Source organism: Enterococcus sp. DIV0561, from assembly GCF_050539875.1.
In the GTDB taxonomy this organism is placed as follows: Bacteria; Bacillota; Bacilli; order Lactobacillales; family Enterococcaceae; genus Enterococcus; species Enterococcus faecalis.
Map to the genome: position 1 here is coordinate 1,865,284 of NZ_CP172927.1, position 17,544 is coordinate 1,882,827.

At 37.8% G+C, this 17,544-nt stretch carries 14 protein-coding genes; 3 read left to right on the forward strand and 11 right to left on the reverse strand.

Translation table 11 applies throughout. The features are described 5' to 3' along the window. Nucleotides 1-129: 129 nt before the first annotated feature. Together IGM13_RS09100 and IGM13_RS09105 are read right to left on the reverse strand one after the other, a co-directional pair. Complete coding sequence (locus tag IGM13_RS09100) at nt 130-1,341, reverse strand: NAD(P)/FAD-dependent oxidoreductase (RefSeq protein ID WP_002419706.1); 1,212 nt, start codon at nt 1,339-1,341, stop codon at nt 130-132. 28 nt (nt 1,342-1,369) lie between these two features. After that, complete coding sequence (locus tag IGM13_RS09105; protein ID WP_002419707.1) at nt 1,370-2,275, reverse strand: prenyltransferase; 906 nt, start codon at nt 2,273-2,275, stop codon at nt 1,370-1,372. A 121-nt stretch (nt 2,276-2,396) separates the two neighbouring features. Between IGM13_RS09105 and IGM13_RS09110 the strand changes: the two genes are divergently transcribed. Continuing rightward, nucleotides 2,397-3,377 carry a polyprenyl synthetase family protein gene (locus tag IGM13_RS09110; RefSeq protein ID WP_002360015.1) on the forward strand — a complete coding sequence of 327 codons (981 nt, stop codon included), beginning with the start codon at nt 2,397-2,399 and terminating at the stop codon, nt 3,375-3,377. A 79-nt stretch (nt 3,378-3,456) separates the two neighbouring features. Here the strand turns inward: IGM13_RS09110 and cydC are convergent, their stop codons facing one another. The 8 genes from cydC to IGM13_RS09150 all read right to left on the reverse strand — a co-directional run bounded on the left by cydC (nt 3,457) and on the right by IGM13_RS09150 (nt 14,244). Continuing rightward, nucleotides 3,457-5,223 (reverse strand): thiol reductant ABC exporter subunit CydC, encoded by a 1,767-nt coding sequence (gene cydC / locus IGM13_RS09115; RefSeq protein WP_002364246.1) that lies wholly within the window; start codon nt 5,221-5,223, stop codon nt 3,457-3,459. Next, nucleotides 5,220-6,953 (reverse strand): thiol reductant ABC exporter subunit CydD, encoded by a 1,734-nt coding sequence (gene cydD / locus IGM13_RS09120; protein WP_002419709.1) that lies wholly within the window; start codon nt 6,951-6,953, stop codon nt 5,220-5,222. Before cydD ends, cydC begins: the two co-directional genes overlap by 4 nt. A gap of 4 nt (nt 6,954-6,957) precedes the next feature. After that, entirely contained in the window at nt 6,958-7,971 is a 1,014-nt protein-coding gene (gene cydB, locus IGM13_RS09125) for a cytochrome d ubiquinol oxidase subunit II (protein WP_002419710.1), read from the reverse strand. Further along, nucleotides 7,968-9,386 (reverse strand): cytochrome ubiquinol oxidase subunit I, encoded by a 1,419-nt coding sequence (locus IGM13_RS09130; RefSeq protein ID WP_002356974.1) that lies wholly within the window; start codon nt 9,384-9,386, stop codon nt 7,968-7,970. The genes cydB and IGM13_RS09130 overlap by 4 nt, the downstream gene beginning before the upstream one ends. Before the next feature lie 665 nt (nt 9,387-10,051). Further along, nucleotides 10,052-10,915 (reverse strand): AraC family transcriptional regulator, encoded by an 864-nt coding sequence (locus tag IGM13_RS09135; protein WP_002419711.1) that lies wholly within the window; start codon nt 10,913-10,915, stop codon nt 10,052-10,054. A gap of 84 nt (nt 10,916-10,999) precedes the next feature. Further along, a complete protein-coding gene (locus tag IGM13_RS09140) occupies nt 11,000-13,081 on the reverse strand; it encodes a DNA topoisomerase III (RefSeq protein WP_033591622.1) in 2,082 nt (693 codons plus the stop codon). 130 nt (nt 13,082-13,211) lie between these two features. Further along, a complete protein-coding gene (locus tag IGM13_RS09145; protein WP_002356966.1) occupies nt 13,212-13,577 on the reverse strand; it encodes a DUF1033 family protein in 366 nt (121 codons plus the stop codon). 97 nt (nt 13,578-13,674) lie between these two features. Further along, nucleotides 13,675-14,244 (reverse strand): TetR/AcrR family transcriptional regulator, encoded by a 570-nt coding sequence (locus IGM13_RS09150; protein WP_002356965.1) that lies wholly within the window; start codon nt 14,242-14,244, stop codon nt 13,675-13,677. A 132-nt stretch (nt 14,245-14,376) separates the two neighbouring features. Between IGM13_RS09150 and IGM13_RS09155 the strand changes: the two genes are divergently transcribed. After that, complete coding sequence (locus IGM13_RS09155) at nt 14,377-14,892, forward strand: YbhB/YbcL family Raf kinase inhibitor-like protein (protein WP_002419713.1); 516 nt, start codon at nt 14,377-14,379, stop codon at nt 14,890-14,892. Between the two features lie 16 nt (nt 14,893-14,908). Then, nucleotides 14,909-16,147, forward strand: coding sequence for a multidrug efflux MFS transporter (locus tag IGM13_RS09160; RefSeq protein WP_002360011.1), 1,239 nt, complete (start codon nt 14,909-14,911; stop codon nt 16,145-16,147). Between the two features lie 179 nt (nt 16,148-16,326). Here the strand turns inward: IGM13_RS09160 and mnmA are convergent, their stop codons facing one another. Beyond that, complete coding sequence (mnmA, locus tag IGM13_RS09165) at nt 16,327-17,451, reverse strand: tRNA 2-thiouridine(34) synthase MnmA (RefSeq protein WP_002362075.1); 1,125 nt, start codon at nt 17,449-17,451, stop codon at nt 16,327-16,329. Nucleotides 17,452-17,544 lie beyond the last annotated feature (93 nt).

Below are 17,544 nucleotides of genomic sequence, written 5' to 3' on the forward strand. Positions count from 1 at the left end.
GGAATCGAACAAAAGTGCCCACCTCATTTTACTTGAAAAATCATGGAAATTTTTTAAAAACTTTCATTTAAGAAAAATGGAACAATGGTCTCTCAACCACTGTTCCATTATTTCTTATTTTGCTGATTCTTAATGGTATAAGTCGAAACGACCTTTAGCCATCATTTCTTTGGTACCACCTGTTTCAAAGAGCGCTTTGTTCATGATAATTTTTTTCATGAATGAAGCTGGGTATCCTTTAATGTCTGTTTTACCAACAATTCCTAAAGCACGTGTATTTCCGACAGAACAAACAGAACCTTGTGATTTAAAGCTGAAAGGTTTAGTTGCTTCCCCTTTCAATTGTGCTTGAATATTTTTAGCAGCATGAGCGCCCATCTTCAAGGCGATTTGTGCTGTTGTTGGGTAAGGTCGATTAGTTTCTGAATCCATAACTGCTGAGCAGTCACCAATAATATAGACGTTGCTATGGTTCGCATCTGTTAAATCTGGTTGAACCATGACACGACCACGACGAGCTTCAAAGCCAGAATCGCCTACAACGTGGCTTCCACTAACACCCGTTGTCCAAATAATTGTTTTAGCAGAAAGTTCTGCCAAGTCGCCTGCTTCGTTATCTTGATAAACAACTGCGCCTGGTTTGATTTCTTTAATCGGTTTACCTAATAATAAATGAATAGCTGAATCTTTTAATAATTGCACACCATAGTTCGCAAGTTTTTCGTTAAACATCGGCAATAGGCGAGTAACTGCTTCGACACAATAAATTTGGATTTGATCTGCTGAGACACCTGCGATTTCAGCAAATTTTGGTTTGTTTTCAACAAGAGAACCTAATAATTCAATCCCTGTAAAGCCTGCTCCGCAGACAACAATTTTTAAGAATTCTTCGTTTTGAGTTGCTTTGTATTGACGCATTTGTTCTTGGATATGTTCATACACGTTTAAAGCCGTTTTCACATCTACCATTTGTAGAGCATGTTCTTGCACACCAGGGATACCAAATGATTCTGATTCAAACCCAAGAGAAACAACTAAGTAATCATAATTGATTGTTTGGCCACCTTCTAAAGCAACTGTTTGTGTTGCAGCATCAATTGTTTTAACTGTTCCTTGGATAAAGGTGGTCATTTTTTCATTGACAACATCCATAATATTGTATGTGATTTTTTCAGCTGGTTGTGTTCCAGCAGCAACTTCATGCAAGTCCGTTGCTTCGTAGTGATAGTTATTACGATCCACTAAAGTAATTTCGACGTCTTTGGCGCCTTTTTGTAATTCGCGTAATGTTTTTAAGCCTGCGTAACCAGCACCTAAAATAACAACATGTTTCTTATTCATTTTGATTCCCTTCCACTCTATAAAAAATTTACAGCCACCACAAACCTATGGCAAAAAATAGCACTTGTGCAGTTGCTCCCACAGCTAAGATTTTCACAGCACAAACAAATGTTTTACTCTTCACTTGTTCCTTCAGTAAGGCTTGGGTTTGTTTCCGTACAAAAGGTAAAGTTAAAAGCATGAGTAACATTGTTGGCGGGGTTAATCCTAAACCGACAGCTAACAAAATGGCTAACATTGCTATTGTATTTAATCCGACGAATAATTTCAAAGAACTTGCTTTGCCAAGGTAATGAACTAATGTATATCTCTTGTTATTTTCATCTTCCTCTAAGTCACAGATATTATTTGCTAACATTAAGTTAGCAATGTAACAAGTGTTAGGTAAGGCGACTAAGAAAATCCCCCATAAATTAGCTGCTGACCAATTGAAAACTTCAAACGTATTAATGTAGACACAAATAAGGGTAATCATGAACCCCATTGTAAATCCTGAGAAAACTTCCCCTAATGGTAAACTGGACAAAGGTTTCGGTCCTGATGAATAAAAAATACCAATTAAGTAACAATAAAGACCCATAATTAATAACGGCCAGCCGACAATAAATGACAACCCAATCCCCATCAAAGCAGAAACGAGAATCATCCAAAAAATCATTTTGCGTATTAATGGCAAAGATAAATTTTCTCGACCGATAATGTTCGTTTTTTCCTTATAATCATGAACTTCTGTGGCATGATGGTAATCATTATAATTATCTAAAACATCGACCGCCATATTAAAAATAAACATCGCAATGAAAAAAATTAAAACATAGCCGACATGGAGCCGCCCATATTGGTACCAACTAAAACAAATTCCTAACAAAAATGGCAAAACACTAGCCGTTTTTGCTTTTAATTCTACTAATTCAAAAAATACTTCTCGATTCAAACTATCCCTCCGCTACTTTTTTACAAACTTTGTTACTTTTAAAACTTAATTACTGTATTTCTGTCGCCAATTCGTATACAATCAAATAGTATTGAACCACTGAAAGGATCGTAGTATATTTATGAACACATTTTGGAAGTCGTTTCCTGACGTTGAACGTTCTTTAACGGAAACATGTGAATTAATTGAACAAACGTTGCATACACGCAACGAAGACATTGAAGAAGCCTTAGTAACTTTGGCTCGTTCTGGCGGCAAATTATTACGCCCCGCTTTTTTCTTTCTTTTTGCTCAACTGGGTGATGAAGAAAAACAAGAGAAACAACAACTATTAAAAATAGCTGCATCTTTGGAAATCCTACATATGGCTACGTTGATTCACGATGACATTATTGACGATTCTCCATTGCGCCGAGGCGCTGTGACTATTCAATCACAATATGGTAAAGACGTGGCTGTTTACACAGGTGATTTACTATTCACTGAATTCTTTACTTTGATTGCAGATGCCATGAATGGCTCTGAATTTATGAAAATCAATGCACAAGGAATGAAACGGTTATTACTTGGTGAACTCGATCAAATGAGTCATCGATTTGACCGCCGCATGTCGATTCCTGCTTATTTAAGAAGTGTCAACGGAAAAACAGCCGAACTTTTTTCACTAAGCTGTCTTGAAGGGGCCTATTTCGGTCATAGTTCAAAAGAAGTCCAACGTTTAGCTAAACGAATTGGCCGTCATATTGGCATTGCTTTTCAAGTCTATGACGATATTTTAGATTATACTGCCGACACGGAAACTTTGAAAAAGCCCGCTTTAGAAGACTTGTCACAAGGTGTTTATACGTTACCCCTTCTCTTCGCTTATCAAGCAGCACCTGACGTATTCAGCCCTTATTTGGATAAAGGACGCGCCATTACCTTAGAAGAGGCAGCTGAAGTTGCGGCGCTAGTAAATGACTATCATGGCGTTACAGAAGCACAAGCTTTTGCTAAAAAAGTAACCAACAAAGCAATCACTGATATTCAACAATTGCCTGATGGCACAGCAAAAGAAACCTTACTTTCCTTAACTGAGCTCTTATTACATCGTTCATTTTAAACGTTTTATGGAAGAATTGCCATTAATTGAAATAGAAAAACGACTGATTGTTTGCTTTAATCAACAACCAGTCGTTTTTTTATTCCTCGAAAGAACTAATGCCACGATCAATTCGGTAAAGTTTTTGATAATGCGCATTGGTTGCAAGTAATTCTTCTGGTGTACCACTCATCTCTAATTGGCCATCTTCAATAAAGATCACTTGATCCATCAAAGTTACGCCTTGCAAATGGTGGGTAATCCAGATGACGGTTTTATCTTTTAATGCCTCAAAAAAGGTTTCCAGCAATTGCTGTTCTGTAATTGGATCTAAACCAGTAGTTGGTTCGTCTAATAACACAATCGGTGTATCTTGCAAAAGAATCCGCGCTAGTGCCAAGCGATGTCGTTCGCCACCAGAAAAACGCAAACCTGCTTCATCCACCATTGTTTGTAAACCTTCTGGTAATTGGGCAACCATTTCTTTTAAGCCAACTTTTTCTAAAACCGCCCAAACTTCTGCTTCGCTCGCTTCTTCTCTACCAATCCGAATATTATTTAAAATGGTTGTTCGAAATAGGTACGGTGCTTGGTGCATAACCCCAATATATTCAGTCATCGTCTCTCCAAATGCCTCAGTTGGGATGTTTCCTAAAAGGATTTCTCCCGAAGTAGGCCGTAAATCACCACGAATGAGCGAAGCCAACGTACTCTTTCCGGAACCACTGCGCCCTAAAATCGCTAATTTTTGTTTTTCAGGAATTGTTAACGATAAGTCATTTAATACCTTTTTCTCTTGATTTTCATATGCAAAAGACAAATGTTCTATCGATAAACTGGTACCATTTGGCTGAACAGGCGCTTCTGTTGAGTCATCTTCCCCTTCAGGAAGCTCATTAAAACGACGAATGGAATCCTTATAAATCGTTGTTTCCTGTGCTGCAGCAGGTAGCGGAGCAAAGGCATCAATTAACGGAAAAACGGTTAAAACAAAGGCACCAATCCAATTGGCTGCGCCCCCATGATTACCTGGAAACCGCACACTAGTCCAAGCTAAGACAGCAATCGCAATCACACCAAACAGAAGTTGTAAAACAAAGTCTCGGCCACGGTTAAATTGCTTCATTTTTTCATCTAATGCACGAACGTTTGCTTCATCTGTTTCATAACGAGCAACGAATTCAGAGCCTCGTTGACTAAATACCCAATCAGACACACCTAGAATATTGTCGGTTAGTGTTTGATATAACTCATTTTTGGCATATTTATGTTTTTCTTGACGCGCACCATTCACTAGAACTGAAACGAGTGGCAATAGAAAAACAACCACTCCTAACATCAGTAACATACATAAAGCAAACCACCAAGAAAAGAAACCTAATGCAATCACTAAAAAGATATACAAAATCCAAGCAATAACGGTTGGGAAAATCGTTCGTAAATACAAGTTTTGGATATGATTAATATCCTCTGAAAGCAAACCTAAGATATCCCCAGTGCGATATTTTGTCTTAAAGAAAATCGCATCTTTTTCTAGCACATTATAAAGTTTTAAGCGCAGATCAGAGGTCATTTTTAACACCCAGTTATGACTCGTTAGACGCTCCACATAACGAAAAACAGGACGGCCAATCCCAAATGCTCTTGTTAAAACAATGGGAATATAAATTAATAAAATATTCTCTGGTAAGGAAGCCGCACGACTGATTAAGTAACCAGACGTAAACATTAATGCCCCTGCGCTAAAGAACGTCAAGAAGCCTAAAAGTAAGGCAAAATACAAGGTTTTTTTATAGCGTTTTAAGAAAGGACGAACCCATTGATCGTTTTTCCAAACGTCTTTCGTTGTCGGCTGTTTTTCCATCATTGGCGTCCTCCTCTCATTTGCTTCATTAATTGAACATAGTAGCCATCTTTTTCAATCAACTCTGCTAGCGTTCCTTGTTCCACTAATTGACCTTTTTCCATCACTAAAATGTAATCCATTTCTTCCATCCAATGCAGACGATGTGTCGCAAAGAAGACAAGATGATTGTTCATTAATGGCAACATGCGCTCTTTCATTTCAACTTCTGTTTCAATATCCAAATGCGCTGTCGGCTCATCAAACAGCAAGACGTGGCGTTTTTGATCAACAAAGGCGCGGGCCAACGCTACTCGTTGCGCTTGTCCCCCACTTAACATTCGACCGCTTTCCCCAATCAAGGTATGAATTCCTTCGGGAAGATCTTTAACCAGCTCGTCTAAGCCAACTAACTGAATCGCTTGCTGAATCGCCTCATCTGTTGCTTCAGGTGTATAAAAGCGAATATTGTTTGCCAAAGTATCCTGGAAAATATATGGCGCTTGCGGAATATAAAGGATTTGCTTTTGCCAGTCTTTTTGTAAAAAATGTGGAATCGTTTGGCCATTTATTGCCAATTGACTCGTTTCTTCTGTTGGTAATAAAAAGCCACTTAATAAATTAATTAACGTTGACTTACCAGAACCACTCGCCCCGATAATTCCAATCTTTTTACGACCATCAACAGAGAATTGCAACGATTGAATTGCTTCTTGCGTTGCATCTTCATAGGAAAAATTTAACGCTGTGACTGACAACTGACTTTCTTGATGCCAATCATCTAACGTGAGCACATCGGTCTGTTCTGCTTCTGGCAATGCTAATACCGCTTGGATCGCTTGAAAAGAGTTTTTTCCATCTAAGGTTGCGTGATAATCACTTGAAAAATCACGAATCGGTAAAAAGAACTCGGGTGCTAAAATTAAAGTAACCAAGGCAGGAAATAATAAAATCGTGCCGTTTAATAAACTTAATCCAAGGAAAACTGCCACAACAGCTACCGATAATGTCGTAAAAAAGTCTAACGCAAAAGTTGATAAAATAGCAATTTTCAACGTACTCATGGTCGCTTTTCTGAATCGTTCACTTGTATGGTAAATACTCCCAGCATATTTTTTACTCAACCCAAACAGTTTCAGCGTGTCAATTCCTCGCAAGGAATCAATAAAATGATTGGAGAGCATTTGAAACGCCGCATATTGCTTGTCCGCTTTACTTTGTGCTGCATAACCTAACACAATCATAAAAATAATAATAATCGGAAAAACAATCAGCAATGTTACGCCTGAACGAATATTTTGTGTAAAAACAAAGGCCAAAATAATCCAAGGAATAATCATCATATTCATCATTTTTGTCAAAATCAATTGTAAATAATTTTCGGTTTGACTGATGCCTTCTAAAGCCATGGTAACCATATTTCCAGTCCCATTTTTTTGAACAACATTTGGCCCCAAACGGAAAATTTTGGTTAACAATTGTTCGCGTAATTCTTTTGAGCGTTCATAACTAAATGTATCGAGCATTCTCTCACGAAAATACGTAATAACATGTCGACCAAGATAAAAAATAAAAAAGAGTAAAATACTCTGTAGTTGTTGGTTAAGATGCCCGCCACTCCAAAGGCCGACAATGGCTTTTGAAAGAAAAAAAGCTTGCCCAATTATAAAGACTGCTTGCAGGAAAGAAAAACCTGCAAGCAAGACAAGAATTTTTTTGATTTTAGGCATCTGTAAGATGTCTTTATCAATCATAGTTTTAATACCCCTCTGGTACGGCTGTCTGTGAAATACGTTTTCTGAAAATATAATAGGACCAAGCAGTATAAGCTAAGACGAATGGTAAAATGCTTAAAGAAATCCACGTCATAATTTTTAGTGTATATGGTGTACTTGTTGCATCTTTAATCAACAAATCAAAACCTTCACTACCAATCATAACACGTGGGAACAAGCCACTGAACAAGAGAGCAACTAGTACAACTAATGTTAAACCACTCGCTAGAAAAGCTAACATCTCTTTGCGTTTAAACACCCCAACATTGGCAATGACCGTTAAGACCACAATTGCTAACGTTAAAATTAAAGTGACCGCAAAGTTCTTTTCATAAAAGTCCGTTTTGAAGTACATCAACACTGCAAAAACAACTAAACCGACATATAAAACGCCGTATAAGATTTCTGCATAATTTCGAGCACGTTCGCGAATTGGGCCTTCTGTTTTTAAAGCAATATAGTTCATACCGTGTAAGTAGCAAAGTAATGTTAAGGCTACTCCACCAACAATTGAAAACAGATTAAAATAATCCGTAAATTGCGCATGCATATTGCCGTTTGCATCTAAAGGCATTCCTTGGACTAAGCTGATAAACAAAATACCAAAGAAGAACGGTACAAGGAAACTACCAATTGATAGCGTCCAGTTCCACATCCGACGACGTTTACCTTCCGGCATTTTGTGGCGGAATTCAAAGGAAACTCCGCGAATAATTAAGCCAAATAAAATCGTAAATAGAATTAAATAGTAGCCACTAAATAATGAAGCATACCAATATGGGAAAGAGGCAAACATTGCGCCGCCCGCTGTTAATAGCCAAACTTCATTTCCATCCCAAACAGGTCCAATTGTTGCAACGACTTGATCTTTTTCGTCGTCATTGTGTGCCAACGTTTGAACGGCCATTCCAACACCAAAGTCAAATCCTTCTAAGAAGAAGAAACCTGAGAACAAGACGCCGATAAGGACAAACCATAATAATTGTAGTGTACTCATTCGCCAAATACCCCCTTATCAAATGGATCCAACGCTGGTTCATTTTCTTTCGCTAATTTTTTCGCTTCATAGTCTGGTCCTTTACGTAATTCTAAAATAACCAAGTAAACCATGACACTACCTAAACCAGCAAATAATAAGAAATAAATGACATTTGACGTAATTAATGAAGCAACCGATACATTTGGTGAAACACTTTGTTCAATCGTAAATAGTCCATAGACAGTCCACGGATAACGACCTAATTCAGTGACTAACCAACCTGTTGTATTCGCAAGGAATGGCGCGAACGTACATAAAGCAACAATCCACAGCATCCATTTCTTCTCGTACAGAGATGGTTTTTTCTTCCTTGTAAAGAATAGTCCTAAGGCAGCAACCAATAACATTAAGGCACCAAAACCAGCCATGATACGGAAGCTCCAGAATAAAGTGTTAACTGGTGGATAATAATTTTTATCATCCCCATATTTTTCTACCAAACGCTTGTTGACTGTATCCATTCCATCAACCGAACCTGATAATTTGTTATACGATAAAATACTTAGCATATATGGAATATCGATACCAAAAACTTGTTTATGTTCTCGTTCATCTGCCCAAGCAATCAATGTCCAAGCAGCAGGATCATCAGAGTCTTCATAGGCCCCCTCCATCGCCGCAAATTTCATTGGTTGTCCTTCAATTAGAGCTTTCATTTGCAAGTCGCCAGCTAATAAAACGCCGATTGAACCGAACAAAGTAACCCATAAGCCAATGCGCATAGATGCTTTGTGGAATGAAATATCCCGTTTTTTCAACAATTGGAAAGCAGCCATACCAGCTACTGCCATGCCGCCCAATGTAAAGGCGCCCATGATAACGTGTGAAAATTCATACCAAACTTTTGGATTGCTGATGACAGCTACAAAGTCCACCATTTCAGCACGGCCATTATTGATGACATAACCTACTGGATGTTGCATAAAACTATTGGCAACTAAAATCCAGAAAGCAGACATCATTGAACCGAATACGACTAACCAGATAAAGGTTACGTGAACTTTCGGATTCATTTTATCCCAAGTAAAGATCCACAAACCTAAGAATGTTGACTCTAAGAAGAAAGCTAAGAGCGCTTCTACCGCCAACGGTGCACCAAAAATATCTCCGACGAATCGAGAATAATCAGACCAGTTCATCCCAAACTGAAATTCTTGAATAATCCCGGTTACAACCCCAACAGCGAAGCTTAATAGGAATATATTTCCCCAAAACTTGGCCATTTTACGATAACGTTCCTCTTTTTTCACAACGTACATTGTTTCCATAATTGCTACAACAAGTGCTAATCCTATTGAAAACGGTACGAAGAAAAAGTGGAAAACTGTTGTCATCGCAAATTGGATTCTCGCCAATGTTACAATATCAAACATATTATTTCCTCCCTGATTTGCCTCCACACAAAGAAACAAGCTTACCTGAATTGTTCATTTCCATTAGCGATGACTCCTTTTATCTACGAAACTAAAAGAAAATTCAAGTGAACTTTTCCAAAAAGTGTGAAAATGCATGTAATATAGAATAATTCCAATCTAAGTATACAACTTTCTGATGCAGAAACCAAACAATACAGAAGCATTTCTCACAATTTTTTTAGGTGCTACCAAGATTTCTTCCCTTTCTTCTATCAATAAAAAAAGCCCTTCCTAAAAAAAGGAAGAACTAATCTCAATCTATCAACATTTTGACTTATCACTTGATTAGTTTTCGAAAATTGAAGCAGCTCGTCTTTGATGATAAAAATTCTAATCTTGTGATGAAAATTACGGATTGCTTGAGGTGATAGTTTGTTTTTTAACAACATGACTCTAAAACAGGCAGCTCATCCGCTCTGAAATCTGGCAGGTTTTGGTACCATTCTAAACAACATGACTCTAAAACCTCGGAGAATTATTTTTTCTCCATGATTCCGTAGTCGCATCACTTATCCATAGCTAGATTTCAGTTTAGAAGGTCTGATTTTTTTCTTCACGTTTATTATACCAAACTTTCTCCTTCTTGGCGGAAAAACCCACCATTTTTCAATGGTGGGTTTTCTTTATTTAGTAGCTGTAACAGCGAGCCAGATTTCACTGTACTTAGCTTCTGCTGGTCCTTGATATTGCGTAAACGAAATTTCTGGTGCTGCAACGACTTGGTAACCAGATGAAGGCAACCATTCAGAGAATATCCTTGCCCAGGTTTCTTGTAATGTTTGTGGGAAAGGACCTTCATTAGGAAAAACCGCCCATGTATGAGCAGGTACGCTTAGTTGCTCCAAATCTTCATAGATATTTTCTTGCAAAGTGGCAAAGCCAATCATGTGTGTCATTTCTCCACCTTCTGTTGTTCGTCCCTCTTGAAAGTCAAAAGAAGCATTTACTACTTGATGAGGATATACATCATCAAATGTATGCATTTCCGCTCGTTGTTGTGGTGTAATGCGCTGTGCTAATTCCATGATTGCTTGATTTTCCCCTTGATACTGTAAGGGAACCTTCTGACTAACTCCGACTATTTGAAACGCTGGTTTTTCAATCAATTTAACATCCATTGATTGTCCTCCTTTAATATCAATATAGAAAGAGAATTTAGGGAACGTTTTTTGGATTTGTGTTTTCATTACTTCAGAAGGTGCTTGTCCTGACCAATCGCGAAAAGCTCTTGAGAATCCTTCAATACTTTGATAACCATATTTAAAAGCTACATCTGTCACTTTTTCACCAGCAAGTAATGCTAGATTTGCTTCCGCCAAACGTCTCTTTTTAATATACTCAGCCAGACTCATCCCCGCAATAAACGAAAAAGTTCGTTTAAAATGGTAAACAGAAATCCCTGTCTTTTTCGCCAATTCATCGAAGGATACTTCTTCCGTTAAATGTTCTTCAATATAATCCATTGCTTGATTTAAATTTGCGAGCATCCGTGTCCCTCTCTTTCTATTTGAAAGTTTACTAAAGACCAACAAGGATGACTTGATTATTTAGAGCCAACATTCGTCAAATCGCTACTCTTGGTTCATAGCGGCTTTTAAGGCCTGTGCTAAAGCACTTTCTTCTGGTTCGTCTGGTTGTGAATATTTTTTCATCAAACGACGTTCTTCATGTTTAGTCATTTTTTGTTTTCGTTCTTTTTTATCGGGAATTTTTTCAGTAATCGAACAGAATTTACATTTGAAAGAACGACCATTTTTTCCTTCTATGATGACCATTTTTTTATGGCATTGTGGGCAACGGTGATTGGATACTTTAGGATCTTTTCGCCGACGATAAGAACATTCTTGGTTTGTACAAACGTAAATCTTCCCATCTTTTGTATTTTTTTCCCGTAAGTTTGAGCCACAATCTGGACATTTTTTTTGCGTAATGGAAAAATCTTGATATTTTTTCCCGCTTTGTTTAATTTCACGGACTAATTTTTTCGTATCCTCTTCAATATCCTTTAAGAAAAGTTGACTCTTTTGTTGACCCGAAGCGATTGCTTCGAGCGATTTTTCCCATTTTTCCGTTAGTTCAGGTGTCACAAGTGATGGATTCACCAAGTCTAATAGTTGCTTTCCTTTGGCAGAGACACTTAAACCGCTATTGGTTCGTTCCATCAATTCTGATTTAATCAGTTTTTCAATGATTTCAGCTCGCGTTGCCGGTGTGCCTAAACTGTGTTTCTCCATTTTTCCTAACAACGTTCCTTCGGTTAATGGTTTTGGCGGCGACGTTAATTCTTTGTTAATGGTAAAGTTTGGCGCAACGGTCATGCCTTTTTGCCATTGGACAATGGACAGCGGCTGTTCGGCTGTTGTTTTCCAGCCAGCAACAACTACTTTATTTTGATGAAAGACAAATGTTTCTTTTCCAAAAGCGACTGTAACTTTTGTTTGTTTGGTTTGATTTGGCTCAGCAAACAAACCTAAGAATCGTTGAACAATCATTTGATAGATTTTTTGTTCATCATTACTTAGCTTTTCATAACGAGGACGTTGTTCAGTTGGAATCAACCCATGGTGATCTGTGACTTTTGCATTTTGGAAAACTTTTTGTTGTTTAACAACGGCCCCATTTTTAAGGTAGCCTTTCACTTCTGGTGAAAAATCAGCAATGGCTTGAAGTCGTTCTTTCATCGTTCCTTTCATATCCGTCGTTAGATATTTGCTGTCAGTTCGAGGATAGGAAACAATTTTATGGGTTTCGTATAAACTTTGTACAAGAGACAACGTTTTCTTTGCAGAAAATTGGAATCGCTGGTTGGCTTCACGCTGAATTTCGGTTAAATCATATGGTAACGGCGCATTTTCTGTTTTAACTTTTTCTTGGATATCGGTAACTAAGCCCTTTTGTTTTGAGAGTTCTTTGACTAATTGCTCTGCTTCCTGCCGTTCTTTTAAAGCGTATGGATTTTTTTGAGTCATCTTTGCTTTTTCTGATTCAACAGTTAACGAGATAGTAAAATAAGTTTGAGGCTTAAATTGTTCAATCGTTTTTTCTTGTTGGCGTACCATTGCTAAAGTTGGTGTTTGAACACGACCTGCGGATAAGTTATCTTGATATTTCACTGTCAACGCCCGTGTGACGTTTAGCCCAACTAACCAGTCAGCTTTTGCGCGCGCCAAGGCAGAGTAATACAAATTATCGTAGTCTTTCGCTGGGCGAATTTTCTTAAACCCGTCTTTAATGGCTTTGTCTGTTTGAGATGAAATCCATAAGCGTTTGACTGGTTTGTTAAAACGGACATATTCTAAAATCCAGCGGGCCACTAATTCACCTTCACGACCAGCATCGGTGGCAATCACGGCTTCAGAAACATCTTTACGATTGGCTAATTGTTTAATCGCTTTTAATTGATGTCCCGTTTTCGGTAACGGTTTAATCCCTAAATTCTTAGGAATCATCGGTAAAGTTTCCATTTGCCACGTTTGCCATTCTTTGTTTAAATCTTCTGGCATTTTTAGTCCTAAGAGATGGCCTAAAGCCCAGGTGACAATCACGTTGGGTCCTTCATAATAATTCTTATTTTTTTGATTTGCTCCTAAAACGCGGCTTAAATCTTTTGCTACGCTAGGTTTTTCGGCAATAATTAATTGTTTTGCAACCACTAGTTTCGCTCCTTTTTGAGTGCTATCTTTTCGTATTATACCAAATATTAGCTCGATTTTCTCTAAATTCCGAGAATAGAAAAAGAGTTTAAAGAAAATTCCCTGAGGTTTTTCTTTAAACTCATGCGTTTCAAATAACTTTCCGTTTGCAGAATTTTGTTTTGCCAAAATGATTGGATATTGTGGTAAACTCAGCTTTATTTTCAAAAGTAACTGCATGATGATTTTCTAGTAATGCTAAACCGAAGTATTGTTGTAAATCTTCATCGCATTCTTCACACCAGCGTTCTTCCCCATCATTCCAGAAAGCCGTTAAATAATTAGGCTTTGTGTTGACGTATGTATAATTCTGAGAAAGTTTTTGCCAAACTTCCACATAATATGTCTCTGCATCGGTCAAGTTATCGAAGGTTTTTTCTTGAACAATGTCCTCTTGCCAATCATCAAAAAACCACCAAGGTTCATTGTCGCCATACATTGTAATTACTTGATACATTGAACCGCTCCTTTTTTTGCTACTGTAGGTATCATAGTCACTTTCTGAAAAAGTTGCAAGGATTTGGTTTCGGACTGAGAAATTTTTGAAATTTATTTTATCCTGCCACTTCTAAAGAAGCAATAAAATCTTCAATCATGCGACGATAACTTTCTTCTGGCGTGGCTTCTTCGCGTTGAAAATAACCTAAAAAACGTAAGGTAATATAACCATGGATTAAGCTACGTAATTCTCGACTTTTATGCAGTCGTTCTTCATTATTAAATGGATAAAAAGCTAAAAGTTGTAAGATAATTTGATTGGTTTCATGGATGCCTTCAATTAATTGTTGGTTTTGCGTTTTCGGCACACTGATAAGTAATTCATAGACTGCAGAATTTTCAAAAGCAAATTGTTGGTACGTTTCAGCATATATCCGAATTGCTTCTGCGCCACTCTTACCCACTAAGGCTCGTCGCAATGCATCATTTAATTCTTGAATTAACAAGTCCACTAGAGCATTTTTTACTTCAGCAATATTTTTAAAGTGATTATAGAGTGAAGGATACTTGATGCCTAAATCAACGGCTAAATTTTGAAAGGTTAATTGTTGAACGCCCAATTCTTCCGCTAGGTTGCGGGCACTTTCAAGGATTTTGGCTTTCGTTAAATTCCGTTTTTTTGCCATCTTTCTGACGCCTCCAATTCTTAAATTTTGGACAATTATTAGTTTATCATATCTATTGACTCTTTTTAAACTATAAATTATAGTTTATAATAATAATTTGTAAACATCATTTTTGAAAGAAGGCTGTTTGGCATGCATATTACCAACCGTTCTCATTTGGCCGATCGTTATGGCAAACGAACCAGTGCAGAATTTTTATTACACGAACGTCCTATTTTATCTTTTCCTATTTCTTTAGCGGCCATTCCTAAAGAAGCCCGCTATTTATCCTGGGAATTAATTGATTATGACACGATTCCTCTAATCGGTTTCCCTTTTATTCATTGGTTAGCTGCCAATGTTCCTGTAACCAATGAGATTCCTGAAGACTTTAGTCGAACAGCACTCAAGCCTACCATTCAAGGAAAAAATAGTCTTGCTTCTCCTTTGGGGAAACAGATGATTCCTGCGCTTGCCACTGAAACGTTACCTGAGTTAACCGAACGTTATCTGGGGTTAAGTCCTCGCTCTGGTGTGCACACCTATACGTTATATGTATACGCTACAAAAAATCCACTAAATTTAAAAGAAGGCTTTTTTGCGAATGAATTGCATAAAGCATTGAATGATCAACGACTCGCCAAAGCCAAATTTGAATTTCTTTACTAGAAAGTGAGGAAATAGAATGTATGAATTAATTAAAAGTAAAATTTTCCGTCCAAGACAACCTTGGGAAAAAAATCTGCTTGTTTTATGGTTTGGCACATTTATGGCTGGTATTGGCTTTAGCTTAGTGATGCCATTCATGCCTCTTTATATCAACACATTAGGTACTTTTACCCACCAACAATTGAATTTTTGGAGCGGAATCACGTTCTCCTCCACTTTTTTAGTCACGACCATTGTTTCTCCTTGGTGGGGCCGTTTAGCCGACCGAAAAGGACGCAAGTTAATGTTATTACGCGCTTCATTAGGGATGGCTATCGTCATTAGTTTAATGGGCGCAGTCACAAGTGTTTATCAATTGATTGGCTTACGCTTATTACAAGGTGTTTTTTCTGGTTATATCAGTAATGCGACTGCGTTAGTTGCTACAGGCACACCTAAGGAAAAAAGCGGCCAAGTGCTTGGTACTTTAGCCACTGGTTCTGTTACCGGCACGTTGCTTGGTCCTCTTTTGGGCGGTGTCACTGCGTCTATTTTCGGTTATCGGCCAACCTTTTTTATTACTGGTACGATTTTATTACTCGTTTTTGTTTTGAGTCTCGTCTTTGTCCATGAAGAGTTTGTGCCAATTGAAAAAAATCAAGCCGCATCTGGGAAACAAATTTTAAAAAAACTAGAACATCCCCACGTGATTCTTGGAATGTTTATTACGACATTAATCATTCAAGCTTCCAATAATTCAATTAGTCCCATCATCAGTTTATATATTCAACAATTGTTGGGTGGTCACGGAAATGTCACCTTAATTAGCGGAGTCATTGCTTCTATTCCAGGGATTGCAACGTTAATAGCCGCCCCACGTTTCGGCCGGTTAGGCGATCGTATTGGCAGTGAACGCATCTTGACAATTGGTTTAATTTTAGCCATTTTCGTTTACCTACCAATGGCCTTTGTTCAAAATGTCTGGCAGCTTGCCATGCTTCGTTTCTTAGTTGGGATTTCCGATGCCTGTTTACTACCAGCTGTTCAAACGTTGATTACTCGTTATTCCCCAAGTGACGCTGCAGGTCGTATTTTCAGTTACAATCAATCTTTCCAAGCGACAGGAAATGTGATTGGTCCTATGATTGGTTCAAGCGTATCTGCCGCTTTCGGTTATCGTGGGGTCTTTATTTCCACTTCTTGTCTGGTTCTCATTAACCTTCTATGGGTTCGTCGAAGCACCGCCGAATTAAAAAAAGAGAAAAATGATGCCTGAGTTATACACAGAAAAGTTATCCACAATTTTAATTTTTAATTTTTCTCTTTTTTCTTATTTTAAAAAAATAGGTATATAAAATAAAAAAGAAAAGCGGATATTTACTGGTTTTATGACCAGCATATCCGCTTTTTTTTTGGTTGACTTCATCCTTTTTGTTTCACAACTCGTGAAACTTTTTAGACGTATTGTAGTTCTTTTTCATCTTGGTAGGCGCGATCAATTAAGCCGCCCCCTAAGCATTCCATCCCATCATAAAAAACAACAGCTTGACCTGGAGTGACTGCGCGCGCTGGTTCCTTAAACGTAACGGTTGCTTTTGTGCCATCTTCAGATAAGGAAACATGCACTGGAATATCTGCTTGACGATAACGGAATTTAGCCGTACAGTCAAACTCTTTTGGCATTGGTGTATCAACAGTAAAATGAACCTCACTAGCTTCTAAATGTGTTGCATATAGTTTTTCATGGTGAAATCCTTGTCCCACGTATAATGTATTGGTAGTTAAATCTTTCCCAATTACAAACCATGGTTCTTGTGTTTTACCGCCGCCACCAATTCCTAAGCCTTGGCGTTGACCGATAGTATAATACATCAGACCATCATGTTGTCCTTTGATTTCGCCATCTTCTGTCACCATGTTGCCTTTTTTAGCTGGTAAATAATTACTCAAAAATTCTTTGAAATTCTTTTCACCAATAAAACAAACGCCCGTTGAGTCTTTTTTCTTGGCTGTGGCTAATCCAGCACGTTCAGCAATTGCACGAACTTCTGATTTTTCCATGCCACCCAATGGAAACATTGTTTTTGCCAATTGGGCTTGTGATAATTGGCTTAAAAAATAGGTTTGGTCTTTATTATTATCAATTCCACGTAACATATGCACTACGCCATTTTCATCCGTTTCTACTTGCGCATAGTGGCCAGTTGCAACATAGTCAGCGCCTAGTTGCATAGCATAATCTAGGAATGCTTTAAATTTAATTTCTTTATTACACATGACATCTGGATTTGGTGTCCGTCCTAACCGATATTCTGCTAAAAAATATTCAAACACACGGTCCCAATATTCTTTTTCAAAATTGACCGAATAATACGGAATCCCAATTTGATCCGCTACTTTTGCGACATCTTTATAATCCTCAGTTGCGGTACAGACACCATTTTCGTCTGTATCATCCCAATTTTTCATAAAGATCCCAATTACATCATAGCCTTGCTCTTTTAAAAGCAACGCTGTGACAGATGAATCGACACCGCCACTCATGCCTACCACGACACGCGTTTTGCTGTTATCTGCCATTTTATCACCATCATTTCAATTAGATTCTGAAATCATCCACGATTTGAAGGTCGTAACTTTTCAGTGCTTTTCATTATACTATTTTTTTGAAAT

Coding starts and splice junctions, on each gene's coding strand:
- IGM13_RS09100 (WP_002419706.1), bottom strand. CDS start 1,341: ATGAATAAGAAACATGTTGTTATTTTAGGTGCTGGTTACGCAGGCTTA.
- IGM13_RS09110 (WP_002360015.1), top strand. CDS start 2,397: ATGAACACATTTTGGAAGTCGTTTCCTGACGTTGAACGTTCTTTAACG.
- cydC (WP_002364246.1), bottom strand. CDS start 5,223: ATGATGGAAAAACAGCCGACAACGAAAGACGTTTGGAAAAACGATCAA.
- cydD (WP_002419709.1), bottom strand. CDS start 6,953: ATGATTGATAAAGACATCTTACAGATGCCTAAAATCAAAAAAATTCTT.
- cydB (WP_002419710.1), bottom strand. CDS start 7,971: ATGAGTACACTACAATTATTATGGTTTGTCCTTATCGGCGTCTTGTTC.
- IGM13_RS09130 (WP_002356974.1), bottom strand. CDS start 9,386: ATGTTTGATATTGTAACATTGGCGAGAATCCAATTTGCGATGACAACA.
- IGM13_RS09135 (WP_002419711.1), bottom strand. CDS start 10,915: ATGCTCGCAAATTTAAATCAAGCAATGGATTATATTGAAGAACATTTA.
- IGM13_RS09145 (WP_002356966.1), bottom strand. CDS start 13,577: ATGTATCAAGTAATTACAATGTATGGCGACAATGAACCTTGGTGGTTT.
- IGM13_RS09150 (WP_002356965.1), bottom strand. CDS start 14,244: ATGGCAAAAAAACGGAATTTAACGAAAGCCAAAATCCTTGAAAGTGCC.
- IGM13_RS09155 (WP_002419713.1), top strand. CDS start 14,377: ATGCATATTACCAACCGTTCTCATTTGGCCGATCGTTATGGCAAACGA.
- IGM13_RS09160 (WP_002360011.1), top strand. CDS start 14,909: ATGTATGAATTAATTAAAAGTAAAATTTTCCGTCCAAGACAACCTTGG.
- mnmA (WP_002362075.1), bottom strand. CDS start 17,451: ATGGCAGATAACAGCAAAACGCGTGTCGTGGTAGGCATGAGTGGCGGT.